The sequence below is a fragment of the Ralstonia sp. UNC404CL21Col genome (assembly GCF_000620465.1).
Taxonomy (GTDB): Bacteria; Pseudomonadota; Gammaproteobacteria; order Burkholderiales; family Burkholderiaceae; genus Ralstonia; species Ralstonia flatus.
Window position 1 is genome coordinate 158,396 of the sequence record NZ_JIBE01000003.1, and the last position, 13,921, is coordinate 172,316.

Annotated in this window: 14 protein-coding genes and 1 tRNA gene; 9 read left to right on the plus strand and 6 right to left on the minus strand. The window is 64.3% G+C overall.

The window, feature by feature from the left end; all coding sequences use genetic code 11:
* Positions 1–203: 203 nt before the first annotated feature.
* Together N511_RS0100795 and N511_RS0100800 are read right to left on the minus strand one after the other, a co-directional pair.
* Entirely contained in the window at positions 204–515 is a 312-nt protein-coding gene (locus tag N511_RS0100795; protein WP_009238331.1) for a cupin domain-containing protein, read from the minus strand.
* Between the two features lie 22 nt (positions 516–537).
* Positions 538–2,268, minus strand: coding sequence for a dipeptidase (locus N511_RS0100800; protein WP_027677558.1), 1,731 nt, complete (start codon positions 2,266–2,268; stop codon positions 538–540).
* A 132-nt stretch (positions 2,269–2,400) separates the two neighbouring features.
* On the opposite strand from N511_RS0100800, the gene N511_RS0100805 reads away from it, so the two are divergent.
* The gene (locus tag N511_RS0100805) at positions 2,401–2,793 is read left to right on the plus strand and encodes a nuclear transport factor 2 family protein (protein WP_027677559.1); all 393 of its coding nucleotides are present in this window, start codon (positions 2,401–2,403) and stop codon (positions 2,791–2,793) included.
* Positions 2,794–2,848: 55 nt separating this feature from the next.
* Here the strand turns inward: N511_RS0100805 and N511_RS0100810 are convergent.
* The 3 genes from N511_RS0100810 to N511_RS0100820 form a co-directional block, all read right to left on the minus strand.
* A tRNA-His gene (locus tag N511_RS0100810) sits at positions 2,849–2,924 on the minus strand.
* Between the two features lie 88 nt (positions 2,925–3,012).
* A complete protein-coding gene (dusA, locus tag N511_RS0100815) occupies positions 3,013–4,047 on the minus strand; it encodes a tRNA dihydrouridine(20/20a) synthase DusA (protein WP_081785302.1) in 1,035 nt (344 codons plus the stop codon).
* Positions 4,048–4,090: 43 nt separating this feature from the next.
* Positions 4,091–5,200, minus strand: a complete 1,110-nt coding sequence (locus tag N511_RS0100820; RefSeq protein WP_027677561.1) for an enoyl-CoA hydratase/isomerase family protein — start codon at positions 5,198–5,200, stop codon at positions 4,091–4,093.
* A 146-nt stretch (positions 5,201–5,346) separates the two neighbouring features.
* Here N511_RS0100820 and N511_RS0100825 point away from each other — a divergent pair, with 146 nt between their 5' ends.
* Complete coding sequence (locus N511_RS0100825; RefSeq protein ID WP_027677562.1) at positions 5,347–6,252, plus strand: sterol desaturase family protein; 906 nt, start codon at positions 5,347–5,349, stop codon at positions 6,250–6,252.
* On the opposite strand, the gene N511_RS0100830 is transcribed toward N511_RS0100825, so the two are convergent.
* Positions 6,245–7,114, minus strand: coding sequence for a LysR substrate-binding domain-containing protein (locus tag N511_RS0100830; RefSeq protein WP_027677563.1), 870 nt, complete (start codon positions 7,112–7,114; stop codon positions 6,245–6,247). The two genes, N511_RS0100825 and N511_RS0100830, sit on opposite strands and share 8 nt — an antisense overlap.
* 187 nt (positions 7,115–7,301) lie before the next feature.
* Here N511_RS0100830 and N511_RS0100835 point away from each other — a divergent pair, with 187 nt between their 5' ends.
* The 7 genes from N511_RS0100835 (at position 7,302) to metC (ending at position 13,888) form a co-directional block, all read left to right on the plus strand.
* Positions 7,302–8,138 carry a transporter substrate-binding domain-containing protein gene (locus tag N511_RS0100835; protein WP_037026176.1) on the plus strand — a complete coding sequence of 279 codons (837 nt, stop codon included), beginning with the start codon at positions 7,302–7,304 and terminating at the stop codon, positions 8,136–8,138.
* 16 nt (positions 8,139–8,154) lie between these two features.
* Positions 8,155–8,847: an amino acid ABC transporter permease gene (locus N511_RS0100840; protein ID WP_027677565.1), complete on the plus strand. Its 693-nt coding sequence runs from the start codon at positions 8,155–8,157 to the stop codon at positions 8,845–8,847.
* A 4-nt stretch (positions 8,848–8,851) separates the two neighbouring features.
* A complete protein-coding gene (locus N511_RS0100845) occupies positions 8,852–9,544 on the plus strand; it encodes an amino acid ABC transporter permease (protein WP_024975903.1) in 693 nt (230 codons plus the stop codon).
* A gap of 28 nt (positions 9,545–9,572) precedes the next feature.
* Positions 9,573–10,328 (plus strand): amino acid ABC transporter ATP-binding protein, encoded by a 756-nt coding sequence (locus N511_RS0100850; RefSeq protein ID WP_027677566.1) that lies wholly within the window; start codon positions 9,573–9,575, stop codon positions 10,326–10,328.
* A 74-nt stretch (positions 10,329–10,402) separates the two neighbouring features.
* A complete protein-coding gene (locus N511_RS0100855) occupies positions 10,403–10,996 on the plus strand; it encodes a cysteine dioxygenase family protein (RefSeq protein ID WP_027677567.1) in 594 nt (197 codons plus the stop codon).
* A gap of 90 nt (positions 10,997–11,086) precedes the next feature.
* Positions 11,087–12,676 (plus strand): rhodanese-like domain-containing protein, encoded by a 1,590-nt coding sequence (locus N511_RS0100860; protein ID WP_027677568.1) that lies wholly within the window; start codon positions 11,087–11,089, stop codon positions 12,674–12,676.
* 24 nt (positions 12,677–12,700) lie between these two features.
* Positions 12,701–13,888 (plus strand): cystathionine beta-lyase, encoded by a 1,188-nt coding sequence (metC, locus tag N511_RS0100865; protein WP_027677569.1) that lies wholly within the window; start codon positions 12,701–12,703, stop codon positions 13,886–13,888.
* Positions 13,889–13,921 lie beyond the last annotated feature (33 nt).

A 13,921-nucleotide genomic window follows, 5' to 3' on the forward strand; every position in this document is an offset into this window, starting at 1 on the left:
CCGTTTGAGCGGGCTGTTTTTTCTGTCCGGAAGTTGCTGCAGCGGCACATTCGACAGTGTTCCGCCAGCAAAACGGACGTTTACCCCGATGTTGTTTGGCGTACGTGACAGTAGTATTGCCAGTGCCCTCAGGGGCAATGAGATCGCTGAATTCGAAGCCCGCAGATTGCGGGCTTTTTTTTCGCTGCGACGGCCCTGGGGGCCTAAACACTCCCCGCTTTCTCGACCACGAGAATGCGGGCCTCGCCGCGCGGGTGCGCCACATGCTCGCACCCGACACCGGCAAAGAAGATGTCGCCGGGTTCCAGCGTCGCGACCTTCTCTTCGCCGGCTTCGCGGTAATGCATGTCAACCGTGCCGTCGAGCACCACGAACACTTCCTCCCCATCGTTTACGTGCCAGCGATAAGGCTGGTCCGTCCAGTGCAGGCGCGTGGTAATGCCGCCCATATTGGCAATATCGAGCGCGCCCCAGGCACGCTCGGCAGTGAACGATTTGGCGCGGATGATGTTCATGGCGATCGTCCGTCGACGTCGGTTATTGCATCGACTGGAGATTGCCGATGCGCACCAGCATCTCGGTGAACATCTGCATATCGAGGTCGAGGTCCGGCACTTCCTTGTACTCGTTGGCGTTGTGCGCGGTGTATTTCTTGCCCGGCATGGCGGGGCCGAAATTGATGGCGTTCGGCATCAGCTTGGCCGTCGTGCTGCCGGCCGTCGGCACGGGCTTGGCGTCGAAGCCGGTGGTGTCGCCGTAAATGTTGAGCAGCGTCGACAGCCACGCGCCCTTCGGATCGCGCGCCATCCAGTTGCCCTGGTCGTGGTTGATCTCGAGGGCGACATGGTTGGCGTTGGCCCATGCGTTGATCTTGCCGGCGATCTCGCCGCGCAGTGCGTCGGGCGTTTTGCCGCGAGGCATGCGCACGTTGGCGGTCACCTCCACGCGGCCATTCTTGTCACCGATCACGGTGGGTGAAATGGTCAGCGGGCCCATGAAGTCGTCCTTGTAGGCGACGCCCATGGTATTGCCGAGGTAATCGGTGCCGTAAACGTCGGTCAGATACCGCACGGCGTGGGCGTAGGCGTTGTCTGCCAGGCCAAGATCGGCTGCACGCAGGAACAGCGCCAGGCGCGGCAGCGGGTTGACGCCCTCTTCCGGACGCGAACCGTGCGCCGACGTGCCGGTCACCTTCACGACGATGCTGTCCGCCGTGCGTGCGATGTCGATCGAGAACTTGCCTTGCGCCGCGAGGCTGTTCACAAACGCGTCGCGTTTGGCTTCGAGCGCGGCGGCGGCCACGCCCAGATCCCCGCCCTTGAGCGTGGCGGTGGCCGTTTGCGGGATGGAGCTGGCCGACGCCGCGCCCGTCATCGAAACGATGGCCGTATGCGAAGCATCGGCAGGCTGCGCGGGGAAGAACACCTTGAGCGCACCCGAACCTTTCTCCGCGACCACGGCCGGATACTTGCTGTCGAGCACGATGTTGTACGCAGGCAATTGCGTGTGCTCACGGTAATACTTCATGCCGTCGCCACCCGTTTCCTCGGTGGTTTCGATCATCAGGCGGATCGTGCGCGCGAGCGGCACGCCGCTGTCCTTGACCGTTTTCATGGCGTACATCGCGGCGGCAATCGAGCCCTTGTCGTCAATCGTGCCGCGGCCGTACAGCAGATTGCCGACACGCGTGACCTTGAACGGGTCGAGCTTGGTGCCGTCGCCGAGCACCCATTCCTCCGCCTTTGCGGGCACGACGTCGGCGTGGGTCAGGATGCCGAATTCGTCCGAGCCGGTGCCGGGCAGCGTGACTTCAAAGACGCGGTTGTCGACGTTGCGGTATTTCAGGCCGAAGTCGCGCGCCATGCCTTCGACCAGCTTGCCAAACGCGACGATGGCGGGGTTTTCGTACTGCGGGATCTTGTCGTCACGCACCGTCGGCAGCGCGACCATCTTCTCGATCGAAGCAATCACGGCCTGCTGGTTGTGCAGGCGGTTGTACAACCCCAGCAGGCGTCCGATATTGACGAGGTCATCGCCGGCAAGCGGAGCTTTCTTCTGATACGCGGCGACACTGCCTGCAACTTGCGGATCCGCCTTCGCGGCTGCCGCGAGAAAGCTGTTCAGGTCAGCCGATGCCTTGGATTGTTCGGCGGCGAGCAGCGCGTCGAGTTGCGGTTTCTGAAGCGTGGCGGCAAAGGCGCCGGCGCCGCAAGCCAGCGACAGTGCGATCGTCAGCGAAGACAGGCCAATACGGGCAGTGCGTTGCATCGAAGTGGATTCCGGAAAAGGCGAAGGCGCCATCATAGGGGCGAAGTGCCAGCTACGCATTGTGCACCGCGAAAAACGTTAAACCACGCCGGCTGCGGGGTATGCTTGGGGCTTTCCCAGGAGGCTTGCCGCATGGAACCGTCTCTGGATACCGCCCCCGGTCTGCTGAACGTGCTGGAAGAACTGCGCCGGCGTGAGCCCATTTTCCATCGCCCGGAATTCGGCACGCGCCGCGAAGACTTCGAGCGCATGACCACGGAAGATTTCTGGGAAACCGGTGCCTCTGGCCAACGCTACAGCCGCAGCTATGTGCTCGGCGTTCTCGATGCGCGGCACGGCCATATCGGCGAGGATTTCTGGCAAACGCGTGATTTCCGCTGCCAGGAGATTGCACCGGATAACTACTTGCTGACCTACACGCTGGTGCAGTCGAATCGGACGACGCGGCGAGCCACCTTGTGGCGGCGGACGGCGGATGGCTGGAAGGTTGTGTACCACCAAGGCACGGTGGTCGCTGACGCATAGACATTGCGCACAGACGCAAAAAAGCCCGCAAAAACGGGCTTTTTTACTGAAACCTTGGGGTGACTGATGGGATTCGAACCCACGACAACCAGAATCACAATCTGGGACTCTACCAACTGAGCTACAGCCACCGTCGTACGAACAGCAAAACTGACAGCTGCTCGGCGAAAAACGAGATTATACAAACATTCTTCCGGCGTGCCTAGGGGGTCGTGCGATTTATGCTGCGACCGCCTCGTCGGCTGACTCCTCGCCGCGCCGCAGGTGCGCCCGCGCCTCATCAAACAACGCATGCGCGTCGGCCAACGTCTTCACGCGGCCGAGCGCCTTGGAATCCGACAGCACGCGCCGCCAGCCGCGCGCACCCGCCACACCGCGGTACAGCCCCAGCATGTGCCGCACCGCCGCCCCCGCGTAGCCGCCGCGCTCAACCCAGCGGCCGACGTAGCCGATCATCGCGTCTTCCACCGCGGCGCGCGTGGGGGCCTCGGTGCCTGCGCCGTAGTACCGCGCATCGAACGCGGCCATCAGATGCGGATGGTGATACGCCTCGCGGCCAATCATGACGCCGTCCGCGTGGGCAAGATGCGTGTCAATCTGCTCCAGCGTCTGCACCCCGCCGTTGAGCAGGATTTCCAGATGCGGGAAATCCCGCTTGAGTTGATAGACGACCTCGTAGCGCAACGGCGGAATCTCGCGGTTTTCCTTCGGGCTCAGGCCTTTGAGGATGGCGTTGCGCGCGTGGACGATGAATGTCTCGCAGCCGGCCTCGGCGATGGTGCCGACGAAATCCCGAACGAAATCGTAGGTCTCGATGGCGTCGATGCCGATGCGATGCTTGACCGTGACCGGAATCGACACCGCATCGCGCATCGCCTTGACACCCTGCGCGACCAGCTTGGGCTCGGCCATCAGGCACGCGCCAAACGCCCCTCGCTGCACGCGCTCCGACGGACAGCCGCAGTTGAGGTTGATTTCCTTGTAGCCCCACTGCTCTCCGAGGCGCGCGGCCTGGGCCAGGTCGTCAGGTTCGCTGCCGCCAAGCTGCAGCGCCACGGGGTGCTCGACTTCGTCGAAATCGAGGTGACGCGGCACGTCGCCGTGCAGCAGCGCACCGGTGGTCACCATTTCCGTGTAGAGCCACGTGTGGCGCGAGATCTGGCGATGGAAGAACCGGCAATGTCGGTCAGTCCAATCCATCATGGGCGCCACCGACAAGCGGCGGGGGTTCGGCGTGGGGCGTTCAGCGGTCACAGCAAGTCAACGATTCAACATCCAGGCGCGCAGTTTACCGGTTCTAGTCCGACAGCCCCAGCAGCGGATGCTGCTCACGGCGCCAAGGCGAAACAAAGAAGGCGGCCACTTCGTCGTCACGCACGGCGTCGATGCTGGCGTGCTTCCACTTGGGCGCATGGTCCTTGTCGACCGCGAGTGCGCGAATGCCTTCGATACCGTCGCCTTGGGCAAACACGTGGGTCATCATGTCGAGTTCGCGGCGCAGCTCATCGGCCAGCGTGGTGTGGCGGCCGCGGCGGATCAGCTCCAGCGTCACCGCCATCATCAACGGCGAGCGCTTGGCCATGTGCGCGGCGGTCTGAGCGGCCCATTCGGCATCCGTGCTGCCGGCCAGATCCGCGAGGATGCCTTGCACGCTGCTCTGGCTGAAGCAGTCATCGATCGCCTCGCGGTGCGGCGCGATGATGGCCTTGGCATCATCGGGCGCCGATGCGGCTTCGGTAAAGCACGCGGCGATCTGCTCGGCGCTGCCCCAGTTGCCGCCGCGCAGACGCTGGACGATGGCCGCCAGCGCTTCGGTAGTGACGTGGCAATCGGCGAGGCCAACCGACAGCGCGTCAGCCGCTTCGATCATCTGCCCGGTCACCCCCAGGTATTCGCCCACATGGCCCGGCACGCGCGCCAGGAACCAGCCGCCGCCGACATCCGGAAACAGGCCGATGTTGGTTTCCGGCATGGCCATCTTCGTGCGTTCGGTCACCACGCGCAGCGATGCGCCTTGCGAGATGCCCATGCCACCGCCCATGACGACGCCGTCCATCAGCGCGATGTAGGGCTTGGCATAACTGAAGATGAGGTGGTTGAGGCGGTATTCCTCGGTGAAAAAGGTGATGAGCTGCGGGTCGCCGGCCGTGGCGGCGCGGTGGAAGAAGCGGATGTCGCCGCCGGCACACAGGGCCTTGCCGCCCTCGCCACGCAGGATGACGGCGTGGACTTCCGGATCGTGCTGCCACGCCAGCAGCGCATGCGACATCGTGCGGATCATCTCCAGCGACAGCGCGTTCAGCGCCTGCGGCCGGTTCAGCGTCAGCCAGCCGATGCCGCCGCGTACTTCGGCGATCACGTTGGGTTGAACTTCAGCCTGGGGCGCGGGGGAAGCGGTGGATTGCATGTCTCGGATGTTGTTGTGGAAATCACGGCTCGCACTGTACACGACCGCGTATTGAAGCGAGGAAGGGCTCTAGCGTGCCCCCTTTCGCGGCGCGGGTGTTGGGCGTATACCTGCCGGTTGGAGACAACACACATCACAACAATTCAATGACACCTGCCAACGCCGCCCCGGGCGCGTCGAGTTTCGACCCCGGCCTGATTCTGCTGGCCTTCGCGCCGGTCTTCCTGCTGACCATCGGCGCCGAGGCATGTTACTGGCGCAAGCGCGACCCGTCCGTCTACAGCTTCAAGGACACCGTTTCAAACGCCTGCCTCGCGCTCATGCACCAGGCGTCGGATGCATTCTTCCTGTGGCTGATGATCAAGACGGTGTACGCATGGACGTACAGCCACGGCCTGCGCGCGGTGCCTGAAACGTGGTGGTCATTCGTGCTGCTCCTGCTGTTGCAGGATTTTCTGTACTACTTCTTCCACCGTGCCAGCCATCGCGTGCGCTGGATGTGGGCGTCGCATGTGACGCACCACTCGTCGGAAGGCATGAATTTTTCGACGGCATTCCGCCAGAGCCTGACCTATCCGATTTCCGGCATGTGGCTGTTCTGGATTCCGCTTGCGTGGATCGGCTTTACGCCGGACTGGGTGATCCTGGCCGTGGGCCTGAACCTGGCGTTCCAGTTTTTCGTCCATACGCGGCTGGGCGCGCTGGATTCGCGCTACGCCGGTTTCTGGCGGTGGCTCGGACAATACGTGAATACGCCGTCGGTGCATCGCGTGCACCACGCCAAGAATCCGCAGTACATTGACCGCAACTACGCCGGCGTGCTGACCATCTGGGATCGCATGTTCGGCAGCTTCGTGCCGGAGGAGGACGCCCCCGTTTTCGGCATCACGCGGCAGGTCCACACACACAACCCGATCACCCTCACCTTCCACGAATGGCGCGACATGTGGACCGACGTGTTCCGCGACCGGGACATTCGCTACCTGTGGAAACCGCCCGAGTGGCGCAGCCCGCGCGCTGCAGTCACGGCCGAGGCGATGCCGCTCACATGAACGGCGGCCCGAAGCGGGTGGCGACGCGATCGGTGGAATCGAACAGATCGCGCAGCACGGCGCTCGTACACGTCGGCTGCACGTACAAATAAAACGCCACTTCGGGCAGGCGCGGCAGGCCATCGGCTTCGGTCAGCACGCGCATGTTGGCGTCGAGCAATTCGGTCGTGCGCGCCGTCACGCCCAGCCCCGCGCTGATCGCGGCCTTGATGCCCGTCAGCGTGGGCGACAGATAACTCGTGCGCCACGGAATGTGGTGCGCGTCCAGGCATTCGATCGACAGCTGGCGGAACAGGCTCAGCTCGTCGGCCATGACCAGCGGCACCGGCGCGGCGGGATTGAAGATGAAGTCTTCCGCGCAGATCCACACCATCGGCGACGTGCGCAGCTTGATGCCGGGAAAGGCATCGTCATAGCGCGTGGAGATCGCCAGATCGAGCGTCTTGTCGCGCAGCGCGTCCATTAGGAACGGGCTGCGGCCAACGTTGATTTCCATCTGCAATTCCGGCGACAGCTTGGACAACCGTCGCAGCAGATTCGGCAGGATCGAATCGGCCACATCGTGCGGTGAACCGATGCGGATTTTCTCGATCGGGCCACCGGTCTGGATGACCTGCACGGCCTGGTCGTTCAACGCCAGGATCTTGTGCGCATAGGCCACGAGCCGCACGCCATCGGGGGTCATGGTCTTGTGGCGGCCGCGTTTTTCGAACAGCGCGCAGCCCATTTCCTCCTCCAGCCGTTGCATTTGCTGCGTGACCGCAGACTGCGTGCGCCCCACCCGCGCGGCTGCCGCGGCAAACGTTTCGTGCTGTGCGATCGCCACGAATGTGCGCAGCAGATCGATGTCCAGATTACGCATCTCGGCCCCGATACTTCAGAGTTTCTAATCGTTTCCCGCCAAAAATTAAATTGTTCTGCGCAATTCTGGCCGATAACCTGCCGGAAACACAAATAACACTGAACGAATACCACGTTCAGGCAGACACCCGAGCCGCAGGGAAATCGCGGTCCGACACAGAATCGGTTGTATACAAAGGAGGAACATCATGTGGGTATGGAAATGGGCACAGGCCGCGGCGACGCTCACCTTGGGCACGCTGGGCGTGGCGACCGTGGCGCATGCCGACGCGCTGGCCGACATCAAGTCGCGCGGCACGCTGGTCTGCGGCACCCAGAACGCCAGCGAGCCGTATGCCTTTCCCGACGCCGCAACGCGGCAGATCGTCGGCTTTGACGTGGATGTGTGCAGCGCGTTGGCCAAGGGCCTGGGCGTCAAGCTGGAGCACCGTGCGCTGTCGACCGATGCCCGCATTCCCGAACTGAAGACGCATCGCGTCGATGTGCTGGCCGCTGCCGTGGCGTGGATGCCGGCGCGCGCCGCGCAGGTCGATTTCAGCAACCAGTATTTCGTCGCGCCGATCCGTGTGCTGGTGCGGGCGGACTCGCCCATCCAGACGCTCGATCAGCTCGCCAACAAGAAGATCGCCGCCTCGGAAGGTTCCAGCTCGGCGGCGGTGTCGGTGACGCGCCTGCCGGATTCGCGGCTGCTGACGTTCCACGATATTTCATCGGCGTATCTGGCGTTGCAGCAAGGCAAGGTCGATGGGCTGGTGGCAGGGCAGCTCGTGCTGGCGCGCTTTGCCAACGAGGCGGCGCAGAAAGGCGGCCAGCAATATCGCCTGCTGAACGCGCCGGTTTATGAAGAGCGCTGGGGCGTGGTGATGAACAAGAACGAGCCTGCGCTCATGGCGGCCGTCAACAAGGTGCTGGCGGAGTACGACCAGTCGAGCGGCCTGCAGACGAGCTTCGACAAGTGGCTCGGCGCCAAGTCGGTCTACAAGTTCTCGCGCGACTACAAGGTCGAGCCGATCAAGCCGCAGTAAGCCCCGGGCGGCCGACATGTTCGATCTCTCCTTCCTGCTCGAAGACGGCTATTTGCGCCTCTTGCGGGACGGCATTCTGACCACGCTGCGTCTGTTTGTCGTCTCGGGCCTGCTGGCCATCGCCGTCGGGGTGTCGCTGGCAACGCTGCGGGCGCTGCCGGTGCGCGTGTTCAAGGCGTTCGTCATCGTGGTTGTGGAATACCACCGCAACGTGCCGATGCTGGTGCAGATCCTGGTGTGGTATTTCGGCGTGCCGCAGTTGCTGCCGGAATCGCTCAAAGCCTGGATCAACGCCGGCAACACCGAATTCTTCTTTGCGACGATTGCCCTGGCGCTGAACTCGGGCGCGTTCATCTCCGAAGATCTGCGTTCGGGCCTGCGTGCGATTCCGCATACGCAGCAGGAGGCGGCGTGGTCGATCGGGCTGACGCATCTGCAGGCGCTGCGCTACGTGATCCTGCCGCAGGCGATTCGCGTGGCGCTGCCCGCGCTGCTCAACCAGGCGCTGCTGTTGTTCAAGAACAGCTCGCTGGCGATGGCCATTGGCGTGCATGAACTGCTTTACCGCACCCGGCAGATCGACAACCTCACCTTCCGCACGTTCGACGTGTTCCTCATCGCCACGCTGCTGTATCTGCTCGGCACGCTCGCGTTGATGGCACTGTCGGAACGCGTGGCCAAGCGTCGAACGACGCCGCTGGGGGTCTGACGCCATGCTTGAAATCCTGCATGACTATCTGGCGTTGTTCCTGGTCGGGTCGTGGCCGAATGGGCCGCTCGGCGGCGTGGCGGTGACGCTGGTGCTCTCGGTGCTGGGCTTGGTGATGTCGTTCCCGATTGCGGTGCTGATCGGGCTGGCACACGTGAGCCCGTGGCGCTGGCTGCGTCGCATTGCCGGTGTGTGGTCGCGCCTGGTGCGCGGCATTCCGCTGCTGATGATCATCTTCTGGGCGTACTTTGCGGTGCCGCTGCTGGTGGGCAAAGAGGTGTCTGCGTTCACCACGGCCGTCTGCGCAATCATCGTCTACGAAAGCGCATTCCTCTCGCAGATCGTGCGCGCCGGGCTCGAAGGCCTGCCGCGCGGGCAAATGGAAGCCGCGCGCTCGAATGGCCTGTCGTGGCTGCAGAGCATGCGTTACGTGCAGCTGCCGCAAGCGCTGACCAACATGCTGCCGTCGATCGTCAACCAGTTCGTGTCGATCATCAAGGCAACGTCGCTCGCCTATGTGATTGGCGTGCCGGAGCTGACGTACTCGGCCGCGCAGGTCAACACCATCACGCTGACCAAGCCGCTGGAGACGTTTCTCGTGCTCGCAGCCTTCTACTTCGTTTTGTGCTTCGCCATCTCGCGGTTCGCGGGACAGCTGGAGCGCCGCATTGCCCGCCATCGCGCCGGGCTTGCCTAGGAACAATCCCTGCCGGAGACCCCATCCCATGCTGGCATTTGAAAACGTCGACAAGTACTACGACGACTACCACGCGCTCAAAGGCGTCAACGCCACCATCGCGCGCGGTGAAGTCGTCGTGGTGTGCGGCCCCTCGGGCTCGGGCAAATCCACGTTGATCCGGACGGTCACGCGGCTTGAGGCCATCCAGGGCGGATGCATCCGCTTCGAGGGGCGCGATGTCCATGCACGCGACATGCGTGTCAATGAACTGCGTGCGCGCATCGGCTTCGTGTTCCAGAACTTCAACCTGTTCCAGAATCTCTCGGTGCGGCAGAACCTGATTCTCGGGCCGACCAAGGTGCTCGGTCTGTCGCGCGACGAAGCGACGGCGCAGGCCGAGGCGCTGCTTGCCAAGGTGGGCCTTGCTCACAAGATCGACGCGATGCCCGCCAACCTGTCGGGCGGCCAGCAGCAGCGCGTGGCCATTGCGCGGGCGCTGGCAATGAAGCCGCCGCTCATGCTGTTCGACGAGCCGACCAGCGCGCTCGATCCCGAGATGGTGCAAGAGGTGCTGCACGTGATGCGCGAGCTGGCCGGCGACGGCCTCACGATGATGATCGTGACCCACGAGATGGGCTTCGCGCGCGACGTATCGAGCCGCGTCTGGTTCATGGACCAGGGCCAGCTGCTGGAGGACGCGCCGCCCGACCAGTTCTTCAGTCGCCCGAAGCACGCCCGCGCACAGCGCTTCCTGCAAGACGTTCTGCGACCTGCGCCCCGCATTGCCGAACTCGTCGCCTGACGCTGATACGGACAACGACAACAACGCCGCGAAATACAACGCAAGGCGCCCCAATCCCTCAGGAGAATCCATTCATGTCCACGTCTCTTCCTCAACAACGCCAAGCGGCCGTGACCGATGCCATTGCGGCCATGAAAGCTGCGCTCGCGCCCGAAGGTGAAACGCGTCGCGCCCTGGCCGACGTGCTCGAAGAGGTCAAAGGCCTCGCCGCGCGCACCGAGTTCTGGCAAGACACCGATTTCCCGGCCCCGGCCGACGGCGAGCTGCAAGCCCGCTACCTGATCCACGAAGACGCCGACCAGACCTACGCGCTGTACCTGAACGTCATGCGCCCCGGCAAGAAGATCACGCCGCACAACCACACCACGTGGGCCTGCATCGCCGCGGTGGACGGCACGGAATACAACTATGTCTACCGCCGCACCGACGACCGCGCCACGCCCGGCGTCGGCACGCTGGAAATGACCGACACCGTCGTCGTCGAGCCCGGCACCGGCATCGCGCTGGCGGCCGAGGACATCCACGCCGTCGAGATCAAGGGCGAGGCGCCGATCCGCCATCTGCACATGTACGGACGCGCGCTCGAAACGCTGACCGAGCGCATCACGTTCGACCTCGAAACCGGCCGCTATCAAACCATGGGCATCGGCGTGAAGACGCGCCGCTAACCAGCTAGCCGCCATCCAACTCGCGTTGCTTGAAATCCGCGCTGCGTGCGCGGGGGCGTCGCTCACCCTTTTGATTCGTTTTGCATCGACATGACATCGTTCGTTACCGCCCAGACCCTGAAAGCGTGGCTGCACGACGGCGCCGAGATTGCGCTGTTCGACGTGCGCGAGCACGGCCAGTACGGCGAAGCCCACCTCTTCTACGCCATCCCGCTGCCGTACAGCCGTCTTGAGATCGACGCCCCGCGCCTTGCGCCCCGTCGCGCTGTGCGCATGGTCATTTATGACGACAACGACGGCGTTGCCGAGCGCGCGGCCGAACGCCTGAACGCCATCGGCTACAGCAACGTGCACGTGCTGCAAGGCGGCGCACAGGGCTGGGCGCACGCAGGTTTCACGCTGTTTGCCGGCGTCAACGTGCCCTCCAAGACCTTCGGTGAACTCGTCGAGATGGCGTACCACACGCCGCGCGTCACCGCGCGTGAACTTGCGGCCATGCGTGAACGCGGCGACGACGTCGTCATCGTCGATGGCCGCCCCGTCAGCGAATACCTGAAGATGACGATCCCGTCGTCGATCTGCTGCCCGAATGGCGAGCTTGGCCTGCGCATCCGCGAGCTTGTGCCCGACGCGACCACGCCGATCGTGGTCAACTGCGCGGGCCGCACGCGCAGCATCATCGGCGCGCAGACGCTCATCAACCTCGGCATCCCGAACCCGGTGATGGCGCTGGAGAATGGCACGCAAGGCTGGTATCTGGAAGACCTGCCGCTGGAGCACGGCAGCACGCGGCGCTATCCCGATGTCATTGCCCCGGCCACCGTCAAAGACATGCGCGAGGCCAGCCAGCAACTCGCCACGCGCTTTGCCGTACCCGAGGTAGACGCGGCCACGCTCGCACGCTGGGTTGCGCAAGGCGAACACAGCCTCTTCCTCTGCGATGTCCGCACACCCGAGGAGTTCGCCAACGGCAGCCTGCCGGGTGCACAGCATGCGCCGGGCGGCCAGTTGATCCAGGCAACCGATCAGTACGTCGGCGTGCGCCACGCCCGCCTTGTGCTGTTCGACGCCGACGGCGTGCGCGCGCCAATCGTTGCGAGCTGGCTGCGGCAACTCGGTCACGATGCCTATGTGCTGCGGGAGGGGTTGAACAGCAATGCGAGCCTGCCGGCGCCCACGACCACGCTGCCGCAGCCGTTGCCCGAGATCAGCGCGCAGGCACTTGCCAGCGCGCTGGCGGCAGGCACCGCGCACGTCGTCGACTTGCGCCCCAGCATGGCGTTCCGCCGTGCCCATGTGCCTGGCGCCACCTGGGCCATTCGCCCGCGCCTGCCGGCCCTGGCCGCTGACCGCGATACCGTGTTGATTGCCGACGACCCGCGCATCGCACAGCTCGCCGCGACAGACTGGGCCGCACACGCGCCGCAGGCCGCATCGCGTCTCAAATTGCTGGCCGGCGGCATTGCCGCGTGGACCGCCGCCGGCTACGTCACCGACGGTTCCGACAGCGCGCCGCCCGACGCCGATTGCATCGACTATCTCTTCTTCGTGCATGATCGGCACGACGGCAACAAGGCTGCGGCCAGGCAATACCTGGCCTGGGAAACCGGCCTGCTCGCCCAGCTCGATGCGCAGGAACTTGGCGCCTTCCGCGTGGGCGCCGCTGCCGTGCAGCCATGACACGCAACCGACAGGATCTACACCATGTCATCGCAGAAAACGGAGCCACGACTGGCCACCCGCCTGGTCAAAGGCGGCACCTCGCCGGCATTCGAAGGCGGTCGGGCCGTCAACCCGCCCGTCGTGCGCGCCTCCACCGTGCTGTTCGATTCGATGGACGACATGAACGACGCGCGCCGCCGCCGCGGCACCGAACGCATGTTCACCTACGGCGCGCGCGGCAACCCGACGGGCTTCGCTCTAGAAGACGTCGTCGCGCAACTCGAAGGCGGGTATCGCACGCGACTTTTCCCGACCGGGCTGGCTGCCATCTCCATGGTGTTCCTCGCCTTCGCGCGCCCTGGCGATCATGTATTGATTGCCGATTGCGTCTACCAGCCGCTGCGCCATTTCGTCGATACGTTCCTGCGCCCCTGGGGCGTAGAGGTGACGTACTTCCGCGCCGACGGCACCGATGTCGCACAGCAATTCAAGCCGACGACCAAGCTCATCTACGTGGAATGCCCCGGCTCGCTGGTCTACGAGATGTGCGACCTGCCTGCACTGGCCGAGATCGCGCATCGCCATGGAGCACTCGTCGTCGCCGACAACACGTGGGGCTCGGGCCTGCAATACCGTCCGCTCGCGCTCGGCGCAGACGTTTCCATCATGGCGGCGACCAAATACCTCAGCGGCCACTCCGATGTGATGATGGGCACAGTCACCACCACGCAAGCGTGCTGGCAAACCCTCGCCACGATGTGCGACGCGCAGGGTGTGGCGGTCAGCCCTGACGATGCCTACCTCGTGCTGCGCGGCACCCGCACGCTGGCGGCGCGCCTTGCCATGCACGAACGCCACGCGCTGGAGATTGCGCGCTGGCTGGTGGCGCGGCCAGAAGTCGCGCGGGTCTTCTGCCCAGCTCTTCCCGACGATCCCGGCCACACGCTCTGGCAACGCGATTGCACCGGCACCAACGGACTGGTCTCATTCGAATTCGCTCGCGCCGATCTGCAAGCCGCCGCGCGCTTTGTCGACGCGCTAACGCTGTTCGGCATCGGCGCCTCGTGGGGTGGGTTCGAGAGCCTGGCAACGGTCAGCAACGTGGCGGGCACGCGCACCTGCACGGATTGGTCCGCCGCCGGCCCGATCGTGCGCCTGCACATCGGACTGGAAGACCCGCAAGACCTGATCGACGATCTGGCGCAAGCCTTCGCCCGCGTTCAGGCATAACGCGAGCGTCATCGCCGAGCAAAAAAAAACGCC